Source organism: Kordiimonas gwangyangensis DSM 19435 = JCM 12864, assembly GCF_000375545.1.
Taxonomy (GTDB): domain Bacteria; phylum Pseudomonadota; class Alphaproteobacteria; order Sphingomonadales; family Kordiimonadaceae; genus Kordiimonas; species Kordiimonas gwangyangensis.
The window spans coordinates 321,905-338,445 of record NZ_AQXF01000004.1 but is presented as its reverse complement, the minus strand read 5'-3'; the positions used below and the strand labels follow the sequence as shown (position 1 = coordinate 338,445).

Here is a 16,541-nt window from a genome sequence, read left to right as displayed (position 1 = left end):
AGTAGCAAAGCACGCCGTAACAGCGCTCAAGCACATGCTGGAAAAAGAAGTAAAACGCGACATCCAGCGCCGCCAGCCCAAGGAAAACGGGCAAGGCAATGTATTTGAGCACCACAAGAGCGGCACCAAAAGTCAGACGGGGCGGCGCAATGCGCTGCCCTTTCACATTTCCGGCTATATTTTGTCGTTGTATCATGCCGCAATGATAGCGGGAGCACGAGTTTATGCCTAGCACCTTTGATATTGAGAGAGGTGAAATCAACCCAAGTCTTTGGCAAGCCTTGCCAGAAACCCAGGCAGTGCCACTGCAGCAGCACTGGGGCTATGGGCATGCGCTCAAGGCCATTGGCGTGCCAGTTGAGGTGTGGCAGGCATCGCGTGACGGTGCGCTCAAAGCCTTTGGCATCGTAGCGAAACGCAAATTCGCAGGCCTTATCGAAGTCGCCAGCATGATGCGCGGCCCCTTGTGGGTCACAGCACCTGACGAGGGCGACGCGAGCACAATGGCAGCCGCCTTCAAGTCGCAAGCCCGGCCATGGCGCTGGCGTTTCCTCGCGCAGCAGCCTGAGATGGAAGCATCCGATGAGGCATCACAAGCGCTCAAACGTGCAGGGCTCCGGCAAATCATGACCGGCTATTCCACGCCGTGGCTTGACCTGAGCGTGGACGCAGCACACCTGCGCTCTAACCTCGACAGCAAATGGCGCAACCAGCTGAACCGCGCGGCTGACGCACACCTCAGCATCAGCGTGAGTGGCCGCAAGCCACACCAGTATGCATGGCTGCTTGAGAAAGAGGCCGAGCAGCGCAAGGGCCGCGGTTACCACGGCGTGCCGCTTGGCCTTGTGCCGCTCTATACAGATGCGCTTGAAGAAAATGGTGGCGAGCAGGCTGTACTTGCTGTCAGCGCGCTATCGGGTAAACGCAAGATTGCGGGCGCACTGTTCCTGCTGCACGGCAACAGCGCCACTTATCATATCGGCTGGGCCAGTGAGGAAGCACGCGCGGTCCACGCTCAGAACCGGGTGATTTTTGAGGGTATGCTCGCACTCAAGGAACACGGCATCCGCTTCCTTGACCTTGGTGGCGTTGACACAACGGCATCCGGTGCTGGCATCGCCCGGTTCAAACTGGGCACAGGAGCAAAGGTGAAAACCCTTGTTGGCACCTACGTTTGATCATCTGGGTTTTCGGATACTGAGCCCGAGCCTTCGCTCTCCTTCTCGATAAATTCCTGATCCGCTTTCTCGTGAAACTCGATCTCGATTTCGCGCGTCGAGAACCGGTATGCGGTGTATGCGAAAATAAGGAGGGCGAGGATAAGCGCGCCGATGGCGACCATCCAGGGCAGCTTGTTTGGCACGGATGGGGCGATTTTGGGCGAATCCGCATAGTCCGCGATCGGTGCGATCAGCGCATAGCCCCGGCGCGGGACAGTCTTGATGAACCGGGGCGCTTTTGGATCGTCCCCCAGTATCTGACGTAGCTTGGAGATAGCCTGTGTCAGCACATCGTCTGCTGCATGTGGCAGGGTCGACACGGCGGCGAGCAGGACATCGCGGGCAACCGGCTCTCCGCCAGCGGCGCATAGTTCTTCAAGCAGGCGGGCGAGGCGAGGCTCCAACAGCTTTACGTCACCCTGCACTGTCACCTGGTTCCCCGCCGGGTCGAAAATGATGTCCCCAATCAGTTTTTTCACGCGCTCCGCAACCTTCCGCAATGTTTCCCAACATTTCTCAACCTTCCCGCAACAGGTGTCATGCTGCATCTGGGAAGCGACAGACACAAAAGTGGGCGGGATTTGACAGCCTGTCAAACCTGTTTACCCAAAGACCAAAGAGGATAAAGACATGCGACTGAAACTGTTATTGGTGGCTGTGATGGCATTCATGAGCCCCGCCGCACACAGCAGCGATCAAAGCTGGACCGACAAGGCAGCCCTCGACACCTTCCTGGAGGACGCCGCAGCCAAAGGGTTTGTCGGCGTGGTGGGTGTATCGGGGCCGGACGGCACCATCTACGCCCGCGCTTTTGGTGACGCGGTTGCGGGCAAGGCTCCATATACGTTGGACACGGTGGTGGATATCGCCTCCATCAGCAAACAGTTCACTGGTGCCGCTATCATGAAACTGCATGAGGCTGGCAAGGTAGACCTTCAGGCTCCCATCAGCCGTTATCTGGAAGATGTACCGGCTGACAAGGCTGCCATCACCGTGCACCAACTGCTGACCCATACGGCGGGCATGCCGGATGTCATCGGCCCCGATGAAGAAGCGATCACCAAAGAGGCTTACCTCGCCCGCGCCTATGCAGCCCCGCTCCTGTTCAGCCCCGGCACGCGATACGAATATTCGAACGTGGGATATAGCCTTCTGGCCGTGATCATTGAGGCCACCTCGGGTCTGGCGTACGAGACATATCTCTATGAGAACCTATGGAAACCCGCTGGCATGGAACAGACTGGCTACTACCGGCCAGACTATAGCGGCCGCACCTTCCCCCGCGTAGCAGAGGGTGTGGACGGTCTCTTTGGTTCAGATGAGCTCTATGCGCGCACCGCGGGCAATACGTGGCACCTTTATGGGAATGGCGGTGTGCTCTCGACCTTGGAGGACATGCTGCGCTGGCACCGCGCCCTTCTTGGGGACGAAATCCTGAGTGCACAGTCCAAGGCGCTGATGTTCACACCGCACGTGCCGGAAGATGATGAGGGTGTGTACCACTACGGTTACGGCTGGTCAGTGGTGCCGGACTTTGGCGGCAGAAAACTGGTCTGGCATAATGGTGGCGGCTATTTCACCCGCGCAGACTTCTGGCGATTCCCTGAGGATGGCACCGCCTTTTTCCTCGCGACCCACACAGATGATGTGCCCGCGTACAAGATCGCAGATGGGCTTTCGCAAATCATGCTCGGTCGCACGCCGAAGCCTGTGACACCGTAAGCCCAAGGCATCCTTCAAAAACGTGGTGGCCCACGGTGCTCTTGCGCCGCGGGCCTTCATGTCTGCACAAAAGATTCTGCACCGTCCTTGAAGATTTGGGTTGGCTTTCCAAATTGTGATATTATAACTGAACATCTTATGTAACAGAGTGAGACCGTTTTGGACTGGGCACTGGTATTATCTGTCGTGGTACTTTTGGCCGCGCCGCTTTTGGCGCGACTGTCGGCGCGTGCGCCGCATGTCAAAAGCGCGCTTGATGGTTTTGTGCTCATTACGGTCCTTGGCCTTATCACCCTTACCCTGCTGCCCGAGGCATTGGCTCATGGTGGCGGCTGGGCGCTGATGGTGGCCGCCCTCGGTTTCTCCCTGCCCTGGATTACCGAGTTTCTGTTCCACCGCGCTGAAGAGATGACCCACCGCGTCGTGCTGCTCGTCGCGGCCCTCGCGCTTGTTGTGCATGCGGCGTCTGACGGGGCGATCCTCGCCTTCGCGAACGAAAGCGAGACAGGTGATTTTGTCGCGACTGGCATTCTACTGCACCGCATCGGCGTGGCGATTGCCGTGTGGTGGCTGCTGCGGCCTGTCCTGTCCACAACGGGTGGCCTTCTGGTGCTTGCGGGCCTTGGTGCCATGACCATCGTTGGCTACCTGCTCGCGCTCTTTGCCGGCGAATGGTACAACATCCCGCTGGTGGGCTACTGGCAGGCCTTTGCCGCAGGCTCGCTCCTTCATGTGGTATTGCATCCGCTTGAGGAACATAACGCCGCGCCAAGTGGCCAGACCATCATGGCACACCGGGTGGGCACGGCCCTTGGCCTTGTGTTTGTGCTGTCGCTGATCACCGCACACTATCTGCACCACACGCCCGGCCCGCTCGGTGACATGCCCATCCACGGCATGCACCACGCTGTGGAACTGCTGAGCGCCGTTGGCCGGCTTGTGGCGCCTATCCTCCTGCTCGTGCTGCTCGTAAGCGCGGTGCTGCCACAGGTATACGGCAAAGGCCTCGCTGCTTCATACGGCTTGGTCAAACGCGTGACACCATGGACCGTGCTGTTCTGGCTGGTGACCGCGGTATTTGTTGAGCTGAGCCCCTATGCGCTGCCGAGCCCATCGGGCGGCTTCATCCTCTTCGCCATCTGGCTTGGCGCGGCGGCGCTGGTGCTTGTGCACATGGGTGCGCGCGCCTTCTTCACCACGCTGATGCCGCGTTACCGCACCCACAAACATAGCCACGGCCACAGCCACTAGCCCTCAAAGCCGGCGAAACCGCCGCACCCTCAAGGTTTTCCTTGCCCAAAGGGCGGAAGCGCGTTAGCCATTCGCCCGGAAACAGGAAAGATACCTTCCATGCGATTTGACGGACGTATCGTGCTGGTCACTGGCGGCACATCGGGTTTTGGCGAAGCGATCGTGAAAGCGTTCGCCCGCGAAGGCGCGACCGTGCATTTTTGCGGCCTCATCGACGCGGAAGGGGAGCGTGTGGTTGCGGACGTCACAGCCGCAGGCGGCAAGGCCCATTACCGACACGCGGATGTGCGCAAAGAGGCCGATGTCAAAGCCTTCGTTGATGCGACAGCGGAGGCGAGTGGCAGCCTTGACATTGCCGTGAATAACGCCGGTATCAGCCACAAGGCTGCCCGCTTCGCGGACCAGGACATGGACATGGTCGAAGATGTGTGGCGCACCAATGTGATGGGCATCTGGTATGCCATGCGGCACGAGATCCCGGTGATGCTCAAATCCGGTGGCGGTGCGATTATCAACACCGCCTCGATCCTCTCCAAATCCGGCGCGGAATGGATGGCGGCTTACGGCACCAGCAAACACGCGGTGATCGGCCTCACGAAAAGCGCAGCGCTTGACTATGCTGACCACGGTATTCGCATCAACGCGGTATCGCCGGGGCCCATGTTGACCCCGATGTTTGACCGCGCACTCGCTGACATTGGCGGCGACATGAGCAAATTCGCCGGTGGCCTACCGAAAGGTGGCCCGGCAAACCCAGCGGATGTGGCGCGCACTGTGCTCTATCTCGCCAGCGAAGAAGCGGGCTATATGAACGGCGCCAATGTGGTGGTGGACGGTGGTACATCGTCCGGCCAGCACGGCTAAAACCAGACGAAGCCTTGAAAAACAAGGCTCAGACCGACAGATAACAGGATAGCGCCCATATGGCGCCCTTCAGGAGTGCCCACGACATGAAACTGGTAACCGACTGGTTCCGCAGGACCTTTTCAGACCCGCAGATGGTTCTGCTTGTCATGGTGCTTGTGATCGCCTTTATCGGCATTACCTTTTTTGGTCAGATGCTGGCACCCGCCATTGCCGCTGTGGTCATCACCTTCCTGCTGGATGGCCCGGTGAACTGGCTCAAACGGCGCGGCATGCACCATCTTGTAGCGGTGATCACAGTCTATATCCTCTTCATCACCGTGGCACTCATTACGCTTTTTGCCGTGGTACCGCCGCTTGTGCGCCAGGTGACACAGTTCATCAATGACGCGCCCGCCATGGTCAGCTCGCTTCAGGATGCGCTCCTTGACCTTCAGGCACGGTTCCCGAGCCTGATCTCGAAAGCGCAGGCGGAAACGTGGCTCGCGAACATGGGTAACGAGGTGGCCAATGTTGGCCCACGCCTGCTGCAGTATTCTCTGACGGGCCTCACGGGTGCTGCGGCCTTTGTGGTCTATCTGGTGCTGGTGCCGGTGATGGTGTTCTTCTTCCTCAAGGACAAACAACAGATCATGGGCTGGTTTGGCCGCTTTTTCCCGAGCGACAAACCACTGCTTGAGCAGGTATGGCGCGAAATTCTGGACCGCGCGGGCGACTATGCCCGCGGCAAGGTCTATGAAATCCTGATCGTCGGCATCGCGGCTTTTGTGGTCTACCAGTATCTTACACTGCCCTACGCCACCCTGCTCGCGGTTGCCACCGGCCTCAGTGTCATCATCCCCTATTTCGGCGCGGCTGCGGTTACGTTCCCTGTCGCGCTTGTGGCCTATTTCCATTGGGGCTTCGGGCATGAAATGGCCGTTGCGGTGATTGCCTACCTTGTGCTGCAGGCGCTGGACGGCAACGTTCTTGTGCCGCTCCTGTTCTCGGAGGCGGTGAACCTGCACCCGAACGCCATCATCATCGCGATCCTGATTTTTGGTGGCATCTGGGGTTTCTGGGGCGTGTTTTTCGCCATCCCGCTCGCGACCGTGGCGAACGCTGTTCTGCGCGGCTGGCGTGACCGCACATTGGTCACCACCGGCAGCAAAACACCTGCCGCCTGAGGTGGCATTTAGATAAAATTCTTTCCTTCGGGCGCTATTTCTGCCTAAATATGCGGGACTTAGAGGAAGGACAGGCAAGGCCAACGTATGATTCTTGAATCACGTAGCATCATTTTTTCGGATGAAGAACTGGTCCTCGCGATGCGGCCCGTTCTGGAGAGCAGAGGCTCATCATCAAACCTCCCGATCAAGAATGTGGTGTCGGAACTCGATAACGAAGGTGAGGTCACCGTGCGCTTCATCCTGTCGGACGGTTCGGACCCGGTGTTCTTCAACAGCCGGGAAGTGGGGGCCGCCGTTCTCAACCACTGTATCGACCAGGGCATTCCGCTGCCGCGCGGGTCCTATAAGGAACTGGCGATCCGCGGTTCGCACATTGCGCTCATTGTGCGGCTTGAAAGTGGCTCTGTGCACTCAAGCATTGATGAGGACGAGGAATAAACCCTCGCCCTCCTTGTTCAGCTAAAATCTATTCCGGCAGGAACTCGGGCACCGAAAGGTAGCGCTCACCCGTGTCGTAGCAGAAGCCCAGTACCCGTGCGCCTTTCGGCAGGTCTTTGACTTTGGCAGCGATGGCGGCAAGCGTGGCACCGGATGAGATACCCACCAGCATGGCTTCCTCACGTGCGGCACGGCGGGCCATTTCCTTGGCGTCCGCCGGGTCCACTTTCAGCACTTCGTCAATCAGGTCCATATCCAGCACATCAGGCAGGAAACCCGCGCCGATACCCTGAATGGGGTGCGGCCCCGGCTCACCGCCGGACATCACGGGCGAAAGCGTCGGCTCCACCGCCGCGACCTTGAAACCGGACCATGCTTTTTTCAGCACATCCGCACAGCCCGTGATGTGGCCACCCGTGCCAACACCCGTGATCATATAATCAAGCCCGTCCGGGAAATCCCTCAGGATCTCCTGCGCGGTTTTCTCGCGGTGCACCTTCAGGTTCGCGGGGTTCTTGAACTGCTGCGGCATCCACGCGCCCTCAGTGTTCTCCACAAGCTCCGTCGCCTTCGCAATCGCGCCTTTCATGCCCAGCTCCTTGGGCGTCAGCGCAAATTCGGCACCATAAGCCAGCATCAGGCGCCTGCGTTCGATAGACATGGATTCCGGCATCACAAGGATGATGCGGTAGCCTTTGACCGCCGCCACCATGGCAAGGCCGATGCCTGTGTTGCCGGATGTCGGCTCAATAATCACACCACCGGGCCTGAGCGAGCCATCTTTCTCGGCCTCTTCAATCATGGAGAGCGCAATACGGTCCTTGATCGAGCCACCGGGGTTTACCCGCTCCTGTTTGATCCAGACTTCATGATCAGGAAACAGGCGCTTCATGCGCACATGTGGTGTGTTGCCGATGGTATCCAGAATGGATTCAGCTTTCATGCTTTCCCCCTTTTCAGGTGTGTTTATGGCGAGCGCCGCGCGTGGGTTTACCCCTGCGCCTTGCGCCGTTCCTTGATGGAGATGATCTCATCCGTGTCGCAGGGGCGAAACATGACGCGGGACCATGCGGGCACAGACCGCGTGATCCAAACGTTACCGCCAATGACCGAATTGTTGCCCACAACGGTTTCACCGCCGAGGATCGTAGCCCCCGCATAGATGACCACATTGTCCTCAATGGTGGGGTGGCGTTTCTTCGAGCGTTGGTCCCGGTCAACACGGAGCGCACCGAGGGTCACCCCCTGATAGAGCTTCACATTGTTGCCGATGATCGCGGTCTCGCCCACCACCACACCGGTGGCGTGGTCGATGAAGAAGGATTTGCCGATGGTGGCACCCGGGTGAATATCCACGCCGGTTTTCTGGTGCGCATATTCCGCAATCATGCGCGGCAGCAACGGCACCTTGCGCTTGTTGAGCGCATGGGCAATGCGATACGCCATGATGGCATAAAAACCGGGATAGCAAAGGATAACCTCCTCAACCGATTCCGCCGCAGGGTCACTATCGAAAATAGCCTGGGCGTCGAGGTAGCAGTCGTCCGCAATCGCGGGCAGGTCCGAGAGGAAACCCTGTACCAGAAGCCGTTCGCAGCCCACATCCTTGCCTTTGCACAGGCGCTCCACCAGCATGAAAAACTCACGCTCCAGAAGCGACAGGCGCGCTTCAAGCGTCAGGTCATCATCTTCCGCAACGGCATAGTGCGGGAACATGACTGCCGCGGTCTTCTTGAGGAGATTGCCGATCTTGGCGAGCGACAAGCCAGACAGGTCACCATACCGCTGATGATGTTCCTGCAGGCGCGCTGCGATATGATCAAGGCTCGTGTCGGTCATCGGATTGCTGCTGTCCATGGCTTGGCCCTCTTCTTCCTGTATAACAGTTTAGGAAGCCGCGAGCCATCTACAAGGGCTGGCGCGGGCGATAAATTCTTCACTTGTTCGCGAGGAAAGCTTGTGTTGGAAGCTGTGAGGCGCCTAGGCGTCGTCTTCCACGATGTGAGAGAGAAGCCCTGCGTAGCGTGTCTCAAGCATCAACTGGTCCGACCGGCGCACCACATCTTCCTCAAGCCGTTCCATGAACGCAGGCTTGTCAAGGCCAGTTTCCAGGGGGCCATGGATCTCATAGACCGCCGTACCCATGCGGTGCCAGAAACCTTTGGTCCAGAAGAGGCCCGTGTTGGTGGAGACGGTGTACACCGGCAGGTTGGTGTCCGCCTGCAGGTAATAAGCGCCGCTCTTGAGCTTGCGGTGATGACCGGGCTTCACCCGCGTGGCTTGCGGGTAGACAATGAGCGGGCGACCGAGCTCGATAATATGTTTGGCCACATCTTCCATGCCCTTGTGCGCGGTGCGGCTTTCGCGATCGATGCGCACAATGCGTGCTTTCTTAAGCGCCTGCCCGATGAACGGGATCAGGAACAACTGCTTTTTCGCCAGCGCCGTCAGGTCGTTCCTGAGCGGGAAGGTCATGATCGGGTCCATGTTGCTCTGGTGCGCGGCGGCAAAAATAAACGCGCCTTCCTTCGGCAGCTTCTCCGTGCCACGATACTCGTGACGGATACCCATCACCCAGCGCGCCAGCCAAAGCGAGCCAACGCAGTAAATATGGATACCCTTCCGAAGTGGCTTATCCGACTTGAACAGGCAGAGCGGCATCAGACCGATGGAGCAGTAAATGAGCGTAAAGGGATAGTAGGTCAGGTTGAACAGGATAGACCGGATACCGTTTATCAGATGGATCATGTTTTGCTCCTGTTCCAAACCAACTGTGCGCATTAGCACTTGCCCGATAAGCCATTGCCATTTTACACAGGTTTAACTCAAGAAAAAAATCCGGTTGCGTGCGGCCGGTATGAGCGGAAAAGGGGTCACCATGGCTGACGACGACAAACGCAGGGACGACCGCCTGCCCGTACTGTGGCATGGCACACTCACGACAGAAGACGATCAGGAGTTTCCCTGCGAGGTGCGCGATGTGAGCCACGCCGGTACCTTGATCACTTGCGATGCGGATGTGGCCATGGGCCAGCACCTGCTGCTTTCGATCGACAATCTGGGCGATTTCGCCAGCGTGGTGAAATGGCAGGGCTCACGCGGGCTTGGCCTCATGATCCTCGCGGGGCCTGACCTTGCGCTCAAGAAATTTGCCGAAGGGGCAGGCCAGGACCTGTCCGAAAGCCCTAAGGACCCGGGTGAAGACCCGCTTGCAGGTTAAAGCAAAAAAAGAGGCGGCCACCCTCGGGTGAACCGCCTTTTCCAGTGAGCAAAACTGCCGAGTGCTATCCTGCTGAGTGCTCGTTAGGCCAAACTATTATTATTCTATATCCCTGAGCCTGCCTTTTAGCGGCGGGTCTTGTTGCGGCGCTGACGGCGCCGACTGTAACTTGCGTCGCGAACACCAAAGTCCGCGTACACGACGATGGCTGGGCTTTGCGGCATCACTTCATTCACGAATACCATTTTTCTTCTCCTCGCTGCCGCACCTCGTTGGGCCGGCTTTTTGTTTGTGCTCGGGTTTTCCCGAATATTTGTTGCTGTCGCTTATGCGTTGGTCATTTTGTTGTTTTCTTGCCCTCATATCAGCAAGGGGTGTGCCAGAAAATAAAATCATTAAATTTCAAATACTTATAATTTTACAGTGAAACAGACATCTATGAACTGTTCATTTCCGAACATGACGTTTGTTCGTTTCTGGACAGTTGTCAGCGCCTTGGCTTCCACCGGGGCTTGCCTTTGTCGCATCGCTCGCGTATCCATAGGGCGAGTCAAATATAAAGATTTCTTTATATTTATAAACCCGAGGAACGACAGACGATGACATACCCACCCAAACCCCACAGGGAACTGGATGCTGCGCGCATCAGCGCCCATATTCGCGCCTACCCTTTCGCCCATATTTTCTCCGGCACCGGCACCGACCAGCGGGTCACTCGCCTGCCTTTCGCCTATGATGGCGACGGTGAAGGCGGGCTGCTGCGCGGCCATATGGACGCCAATAACCCGCAAGCCAATCATCTGGATGGCGGTGAGGTACTGATCGCCTTCTCAGGCCCCAATGCCTATGTGTCGCCAAACTGGCGCAGCGACCGTACCCGTGGTGCCACATGGGACTATACGGCTGTGCATGTGTGGGGCCGCGCACGACTGCGGCAGGAGCGCGCATTCTTCGCCCAGCTGATTAACGACCTCTCCGCCCCGCTTGAGGAACGTTTTGAAGCACTGTCGCCCCACCCACGCTGGTCATTTGCTGACGCGCCCGAGGCATATGTGGACCGGCTGTTCCCGCATCTGCGCGGCTTTGAGGTGGAGATCACCCGCATTGAGGCGATCACGAAAGTGCATCAGGACTTTGCGCCCAAGGATGCCTATCTGGTGGCTGACCATCTGGCAGAAAGCCCGGAGGAAGGCGGGCGGCAGATCGCCGCGCTGATCCGCGAGAAAACAGCGGCACGCCACAACAAGGCCTAGTGCGGCGCGCCTGTGTGAACCAGCCCCGCAATCCGGGCCAGCTTGTCCGGATTGCGGGTGATGAAAATGCGGTTCACCCGCTGCTCCTCGTCAAAAGCGAAGGTCACCACGGTTTCAATCGGGCCATCCATGGTGCTGAATGCGACCGAGCGGCCTGAGTTCAGTTCAATCTCATGAACGCGTGCGTCCACATAGTAGCGTGACAGTGCCTTGCCGATGAAGGAAAGCACCTCGGCGCTGCCTTCAAGCACCCGGTTGATGGAGGTTGCCTTACCGCCTGAATCGACGGCTAGGGTCACATCGGCGGCCAGCAGGTCCACAAGGTTTGCAGTGTCCCCTGTGTCCACCGCATTCAGGAACGCTTGCAATACCTCATCCTGCCGTGATGGCGGTGCCTGTTTGGGCGCTTCGGCCCGGCGCACATTCTCCCGCGCGCGGGAGACCAGCTTGCGGCACGCGGCTTCGCTCACGTCAAGGCTCGCGGCGATATCGGCATAATCGCTTTCAAACACGTCGTGCATGATGAAAGCCGCCCGTTCCTTCGGCGCAAGGCGCTCAAGCACCAGCATGAACGCCATGGTCACACTTTCCGAAAGGGACAATTGCGCTTCGGGGTCATCCAGCATTTCGGTGTGCATGGGCTCCGGCAGCCAGGCACCGACATAGCTGGTGCGCGCATGCCGCGCGGATTTTAGCACATCCACCGCCTTGCGCACACAAACGGTGGTGAGCCAGCCTTTGGGATTATCAATACCACTCTCGTAATGACTGAGCCACGCGATGAGCGTGTCCTGCACCACGTCTTCGGCTTCCGCGACCGAGCCAAGCACCCGGTAAGCCAGCCCCATAAGGCTGGCCCGGTTAGCTTCAAAAATGTCTATGGCCTTGGTATCCAAGATAATGCCCTTAGTGCTGGGAGACCTGAATACGGTTCCACATATTGATCATGGCCACAATGGTGGTCATGGTCGCAATTTCCGCATCGCTGAAATGGCTGCGCAAGTTTGCACGCTGCGCACCATAGTCTGTACGACCCCCACATTCTGTCAGGGCTTCCACATAGGCGAAGGCAGCTTTCTCACGCGCAGTGAAATCGCTCACATGGCGCCACACGATCAAACGGTCCAGCCGTTCATTCGTTTCGCCCACCTTACGGGCTTCTGCTGTGTGCATCTTCACACAAAATGCACAGCCGTTCATCTGGCTCGCGCGCAGGCGCAGGAGGTAATGCAGTTTATAGTCAAAGCCACTGGTGTGGATGATCTCTTCCGCTGCGGTGAGGGCCGCAACGATGTCTTTGGCGTGGCTATAGATATTGACGGGTGCTGTCTGTGACACGGGATTGTCCTTTCTTGTGCGCGGCATAATTGCCGCTTTCAGAAAGGGGACGAGACAAAGGGCACGCCTGTGACGTGCCCCTGAATATTTTTTGAATTTTCTGCCGCGCCTTACGCGTGCGCCTTCACCCAGCCGGGTACAGCGTCCACAAGGTTGGTGCTGTTGAGAAGCGCCATGGCTTCCTTGTCGCTCAGCCAACGCTCAAGCTCGCTCACGGTTTTGGCGCGTTCAAGCTTGGCACGCGCCAGCACCAGATGGGCGTCAAACTCACCGTTGCTTTTCACGTCCGCAAGCTGGGCGCGGTGCCAGTCACGAAACTCGTCTTCGGCCGCCAGCGCTGCGAGGGGCGAAGCCACTTCCCGCACCGTCGGCGTATCCAGACGCTTGATCACACCATCAAGGATTGGCGGACGGCGCTTTTCTTCCGGCGTGCGCAGAATACCAAGCCAGCGCAGCGCGAGGCCCACATCCGCACGGCCACTGAGCCACGACAGAGGTGCCGACAACATCAGCCCACCCGTCACGGGAAGGAGCCAGAGGAACAAGTCCTTGTGCAGGTAGAAGGCGACGCCCGAGGCCGCGAAGCCCACCACCGTGTGCCAGCGGTGTGCCTTGAGCGCCGTGATGAACCCTATGGAGCCGTCCCCCCGGCGCTGCGGTTGCCAGCCACTGTCACCACCAGTGATCACCTCCCAAACAATGCGGGTTTGCGCCATCATCATGATGGGCGCATACAGTGCGGACAGCAGCACTTCCGTGAGCACGCTGAGGGTCAGCAGGATGGGCCCGCCATAGCGGAAACAGCGCCTGAGGTTGATCATCGCCGACGCCCACGCGAGGATTTTAGGCGCCAGCACAATACCCATCGACAGGATGAAAAGCTGTACCGCGCGCACGGAATCAAACACAGGCCACGTCGGGAACAGGGACGGCCGCGCAAAATACTCAGGCCGCGTAAAGCTGGCCTGTACGGCAAGCATAAGGCCTACTGTCAGCAGCAGGAACCAGAACAGCGCACTCATATAGGCCATGATGCCTGAGAAGATGTGCATGCGCGTGGTGAACGCCAGACCGCGCGCGAACAGGAACTTGATGTGCTGCAGGTTGCCCTGGCACCAGCGGCGGTCCCGTGTGATCACGTCGCTCACCGATGGCGGTGCTTCCTCATAGGTCTCATTGAGGTCGGTATCGAAACGCACACTCCAGCCCGCGCGGCGCAGGAGTGCGGCTTCAATAAAGTCGTGGCTGATAACATGGCCGCCAAAGGGTGCATTGCCCTTCAGGATAGGCAGGTGTGCAGCACTGGCAAACGCACGCGTGCGGATGATGGCGTTATGGCCCCAGAAGTTGCTGCCATTGCCGTGCCATGCCGACAGGCCGTTGCCGAAAATCAGGCCGTAACCCCGGTTCGCGAACTGCTGCAGTCGCGCATAGAGGCTTTCGCCCATGACAATGGACGGCAGGCTTTGCAGCAGGCCAAGGCCCTCATCCGCTTCCATACGGCGCGCCATCTCGATCATGGTATCGGCGCTCATGATGCTGTCGGCGTCCAGCACGAGCATGGCTTCGTAGGCCCCGCCCCAGCGCTTCACCCAGTCGGAGATATTGCCCGCCTTGCGTTCGGTATTCTGGTGCCGGTGGCGATAGTAGATCGGGCAGTTTTCGTCAGCCCGAGCGATCAATTGGTAAAAGACATGCTCTTCCCTCAGCCATGCCTCCGGCCGGTTGCTGTCGGATAGGATGAAGAAACAGAATTTACCCGGCGCTTTTTCCGCCAACCCTTCTGCCATCGCGTCAATCGCCGCGCCCACCCGCACCGGGTCCTCGTTATACACAGGGACAAGCACAGCCGTGTTAATGCCCGGCGGGTTTTCGTGAATGTGCCGGCGGCCAAAAATATCCCGCTTCATGATGAGCAGGAAACCAAGCGCCGCCTGACAGGCCGCAAAGCTGACCCAAGCGAAGTTGAGCGAGAACAGCACAAGGAACGCCCACTGGAGCGGCGTGATTGAGCCGGTGCTCATCACCTCATACATTTCGCGCACACCAAAAGCGGTGATCGCCACCGTGCCCGCGAGCAGAAGGAGCCGCGCGAGCCACGTGCCCACAAGGCGGAACGGCTTCATGCGCCCGCGGGACTTGCCCCGTGGTGCATGAACGCTCTGGCGCGGCATATCAAGCGGCGTCTCGCTCGGCAGCGCTCTCTGGGCGTTGGGCATGTTCCCCTCACCCTGTCCAGCGATAAAGCCAGGTTTCGCCAATTGGCGCTCCTTTATGTTTGGGTTGCAGACGGATTTCCACCGGCCCCGTGCCCGCGGGCTCGAAAGTCAGGAACACACGCATGCGGCCGTCCGGCAGGTCCTGCGCTACCACTTCGGTTACCTTGCCGCGGTTCACGCTGGCTTCGAGCGCGATTTCCTTGACCGGAATGCTTTCCGGCAGGCCGCGATAATCGATCACCATTTGCGGCAGCTCGGTGCCGAGCTTATGACCATACGCACTGCGCCGCACACGGCCAAAGCCTTGTGGAAGCGGGTTATCATTCGGCCACGACAGGCGGTAATTGAAAGTATATTCCTGCCCCGCCGCCAGCGGCGTTTTTGGCCGCCAGTAGGCAACGATATTGTCGTTGGTTTCCACCGGCGTGGGGATTTCCACCAGTTGCACATGGCCCGCGCCCCATTCGCCCATCGGCGTAACCCAGGCGGACGGGCGGGTCTGATACCCGGCTTCCTCATCCTCGAATGCTTCAGCACGGCGGTCACGCAGGATAAGGCCAAAACCCTTGGGGTTTTTGTCCATAAAGGCGCTCACTTGCAGGTCGACAGGGTTATTGAGCGGACGCCAGAGCCGTTCACCATTGCCGGTGTGCATGGCAAGACCGGTCGAATCGTAAACCGCCTCGCGGTAATCCGGCAGGTCTGACCGGTCGATGCTGCCAAAAAGGAACATCGAGGTCAGCGCACCAAGGCCCACATGCTTAAGCTCAGCGCGCGGGAACAAGGTGGCCTCGATATCAAGCCGTGTCGGGTCATCGGGGTAGATGCCAAAACGGTATGCGCCCGCGACACGTTTGCTGTCGAGAAGCGCATGCACGACGATGGCGTCCGCTTGCGAGGACGGCCGCTCGATCCAGAATTTCCGGAAGATGGGGAACTCCTCCCCCGTCGGCTCTGCCACGTCAATGGCGAGGCCCCGCGCGGAGAGGCCGTATGTCTGACCCTTGGAGACCGCGCGGAAATAGCTCGCGCCCTGGAAGACGATAAATTCGTCCTGATAGTCTTCACGGTTCAGCGGGAAATGCAGGCGGAAACCGGCGAGTTGGCCCACTTTGGCGAGGAGCTGCGCCACTTCCTTTGTTGGCGTATCGAACGAGTTTTCGTTCACCGGCGCGGGGAACGCTTTGCCGTTTTCCACCACATAAATATCAACGCCGCTGGCGTAGAGGTTACCGGGCGCGAACATCTCTACCGAGAATTTGGTCGGTGTGCCACCCCAGATGGCAGCGCGTTTGTTGTAATTGATGCGGCGGTAAGCGGAATAGTCGAGCTTGAGGAGCGCATCCGGAACCTTTTTTGGTTCAACGAACGGCGTTTTGGATAGCTCGCGTGCGGCATCCAGCACCTGTGTTTTGGTGAAAGCGGTGCCCTGCGCAACAGCATTCTCCATGAACATGCAACACAGAAGAGAAATACCAATGCCGGTCAGGCAAGCCCGAAGGGCGGTCTGCGGCAGAAATTTACCCATGATTGGCCCCTAATCAGTCCTTTAAAAAAGTCGCAGGTAGATAAATGCCCGTACATAATGGCAAAAAAATGGGCTGACGGCCCTCAGGCCCTCAAAACTAAACGAAAGTGGATGTGCGGATTACCCCGAAATTCATACGGCTTTTGATAGAAAACCCCATTGTGTGTCGGCCCTTAGCCGCCCCTAGCTTCCTCATTATAGCTGATTCTTTTTGCGCCACATAACGAGAAGCTGTGCGGCGCGCAGGAAAAGTTTCTAACGCATCTTTTGCCATACTGCGAATGAAACTGATAATGATTTGCAATAATAAACCATAGCT

General features: G+C 58.5%; 17 protein-coding genes. 9 read left to right on the top strand and 8 right to left on the bottom strand.

All coding sequences use genetic code 11. The features are described from left to right. The first annotated feature begins 34 nt into the window (after positions 1-34). Entirely contained in the window at positions 35-232 is a 198-nt protein-coding gene (locus B150_RS23265) for a hypothetical protein (RefSeq protein WP_155860058.1), read from the top strand. After that, complete coding sequence (locus B150_RS21020) at positions 225-1,178, top strand: peptidoglycan bridge formation glycyltransferase FemA/FemB family protein (RefSeq protein ID WP_020400394.1); 954 nt, start codon at positions 225-227, stop codon at positions 1,176-1,178. The genes B150_RS23265 and B150_RS21020 overlap by 8 nt, the downstream gene beginning before the upstream one ends. On the opposite strand, the gene B150_RS23535 is transcribed toward B150_RS21020, so the two are convergent. Further along, on the bottom strand, positions 1,169-1,699 hold the full coding sequence (locus B150_RS23535) for a winged helix-turn-helix domain-containing protein (protein ID WP_202899620.1): 531 nt from the start codon (positions 1,697-1,699) through the stop codon (positions 1,169-1,171). The genes B150_RS21020 and B150_RS23535 overlap by 10 nt on opposite strands. Positions 1,700-1,850: 151 nt before the next feature. On the opposite strand from B150_RS23535, the gene B150_RS21010 reads away from it, so the two are divergent. The 5 genes from B150_RS21010 (at position 1,851) to B150_RS0113080 (ending at position 6,664) form a co-directional block, all read left to right on the top strand. Continuing rightward, positions 1,851-2,942 carry a serine hydrolase domain-containing protein gene (locus B150_RS21010; RefSeq protein WP_020400393.1) on the top strand — a complete coding sequence of 364 codons (1,092 nt, stop codon included), beginning with the start codon at positions 1,851-1,853 and terminating at the stop codon, positions 2,940-2,942. A 159-nt stretch (positions 2,943-3,101) separates the two neighbouring features. Continuing rightward, positions 3,102-4,193: a ZIP family metal transporter gene (locus tag B150_RS0113095; protein ID WP_155860057.1), complete on the top strand. Its 1,092-nt coding sequence runs from the start codon at positions 3,102-3,104 to the stop codon at positions 4,191-4,193. A 99-nt stretch (positions 4,194-4,292) separates the two neighbouring features. After that, positions 4,293-5,057, top strand: coding sequence for an SDR family NAD(P)-dependent oxidoreductase (locus B150_RS0113090; RefSeq protein ID WP_020400391.1), 765 nt, complete (start codon positions 4,293-4,295; stop codon positions 5,055-5,057). 86 nt (positions 5,058-5,143) lie between these two features. Beyond that, positions 5,144-6,223, top strand: a complete 1,080-nt coding sequence (locus B150_RS0113085; protein WP_020400390.1) for an AI-2E family transporter — start codon at positions 5,144-5,146, stop codon at positions 6,221-6,223. A gap of 87 nt (positions 6,224-6,310) precedes the next feature. Beyond that, the gene (locus tag B150_RS0113080; protein WP_020400389.1) at positions 6,311-6,664 is read left to right on the top strand and encodes a hypothetical protein; all 354 of its coding nucleotides are present in this window, start codon (positions 6,311-6,313) and stop codon (positions 6,662-6,664) included. A 28-nt stretch (positions 6,665-6,692) separates the two neighbouring features. Here B150_RS0113080 and cysK read toward each other — a convergent pair whose 3' ends face one another. The 3 genes from cysK to B150_RS0113065 form a co-directional block, all read right to left on the bottom strand. After that, a complete protein-coding gene (gene cysK, locus B150_RS0113075; RefSeq protein WP_020400388.1) occupies positions 6,693-7,607 on the bottom strand; it encodes a cysteine synthase A in 915 nt (304 codons plus the stop codon). A gap of 47 nt (positions 7,608-7,654) precedes the next feature. Continuing rightward, positions 7,655-8,521 (bottom strand): serine O-acetyltransferase EpsC, encoded by an 867-nt coding sequence (gene epsC, locus B150_RS22485; protein ID WP_020400387.1) that lies wholly within the window; start codon positions 8,519-8,521, stop codon positions 7,655-7,657. A gap of 123 nt (positions 8,522-8,644) precedes the next feature. Further along, positions 8,645-9,412, bottom strand: coding sequence for a lysophospholipid acyltransferase family protein (locus tag B150_RS0113065; RefSeq protein ID WP_162139700.1), 768 nt, complete (start codon positions 9,410-9,412; stop codon positions 8,645-8,647). 130 nt (positions 9,413-9,542) lie between these two features. On the opposite strand from B150_RS0113065, the gene B150_RS0113060 reads away from it, so the two are divergent. Then, a complete protein-coding gene (locus tag B150_RS0113060) occupies positions 9,543-9,884 on the top strand; it encodes a PilZ domain-containing protein (RefSeq protein ID WP_020400385.1) in 342 nt (113 codons plus the stop codon). Between the two features lie 599 nt (positions 9,885-10,483). Next, a complete protein-coding gene (locus B150_RS22480) occupies positions 10,484-11,137 on the top strand; it encodes an FMN-binding negative transcriptional regulator (protein ID WP_020400383.1) in 654 nt (217 codons plus the stop codon). Here the strand turns inward: B150_RS22480 and sigJ are convergent. The 4 genes from sigJ to B150_RS0113030 all read right to left on the bottom strand — a co-directional run bounded on the left by sigJ (position 11,134) and on the right by B150_RS0113030 (position 16,222). Next, entirely contained in the window at positions 11,134-12,033 is a 900-nt protein-coding gene (sigJ, locus tag B150_RS0113045; RefSeq protein WP_020400382.1) for an RNA polymerase sigma factor SigJ, read from the bottom strand. The two genes, B150_RS22480 and sigJ, sit on opposite strands and share 4 nt — an antisense overlap. A 10-nt stretch (positions 12,034-12,043) precedes the next feature. Further along, positions 12,044-12,502: a carboxymuconolactone decarboxylase family protein gene (locus B150_RS0113040; RefSeq protein ID WP_020400381.1), complete on the bottom strand. Its 459-nt coding sequence runs from the start codon at positions 12,500-12,502 to the stop codon at positions 12,044-12,046. Between the two features lie 83 nt (positions 12,503-12,585). Beyond that, on the bottom strand, positions 12,586-14,694 hold the full coding sequence (mdoH, locus tag B150_RS0113035) for a glucans biosynthesis glucosyltransferase MdoH (RefSeq protein WP_040565455.1): 2,109 nt from the start codon (positions 14,692-14,694) through the stop codon (positions 12,586-12,588). A gap of 7 nt (positions 14,695-14,701) precedes the next feature. Beyond that, positions 14,702-16,222 (bottom strand): glucan biosynthesis protein G, encoded by a 1,521-nt coding sequence (locus tag B150_RS0113030; RefSeq protein ID WP_020400379.1) that lies wholly within the window; start codon positions 16,220-16,222, stop codon positions 14,702-14,704. Positions 16,223-16,541 lie beyond the last annotated feature (319 nt).